Raw genomic sequence first — 286 nt, 5'->3', positions numbered from 1 at the left:
GGGCGATCGCGGTCAACGACGTCCAGGGCGACCTGATGGATGCGTGCAGCCACAACCTGTTCGCCAAGGTCGGCTGGAATCTCGACAACCAGCGTCGGTTGCAGGTCAGCGCCAACGGCTACGAGCTGCAGGGCAACAACGACTACCGCACCGTGCCGGGCAACATCGCCACCGGCCAGTTGGCCACCTCCACGCCCGGCGGCAGCGAAGGCGAAGGCGCCCGCAATCGCTCGACGTCGGTGGTGATGGATTACACCGATCACGATCTTGCCGGCGGCTTCCTGCA

At 65.7% G+C, this 286-nt stretch carries 1 pseudogene; it reads left to right on the top strand.

Annotation, left to right across the window (positions count from 1 at the left end):
• Positions 1–286: pseudogene (locus M2D63_RS25690) on the top strand (TonB-dependent receptor); the annotation flags it as partial.

Source organism: Pseudomonas sp. BJa5, assembly GCF_030272875.2.
In the GTDB taxonomy this organism is placed as follows: Bacteria; Pseudomonadota; Gammaproteobacteria; order Pseudomonadales; family Pseudomonadaceae; genus Aquipseudomonas.
This window is presented reverse-complemented; position numbering and strand designations above follow the sequence as displayed.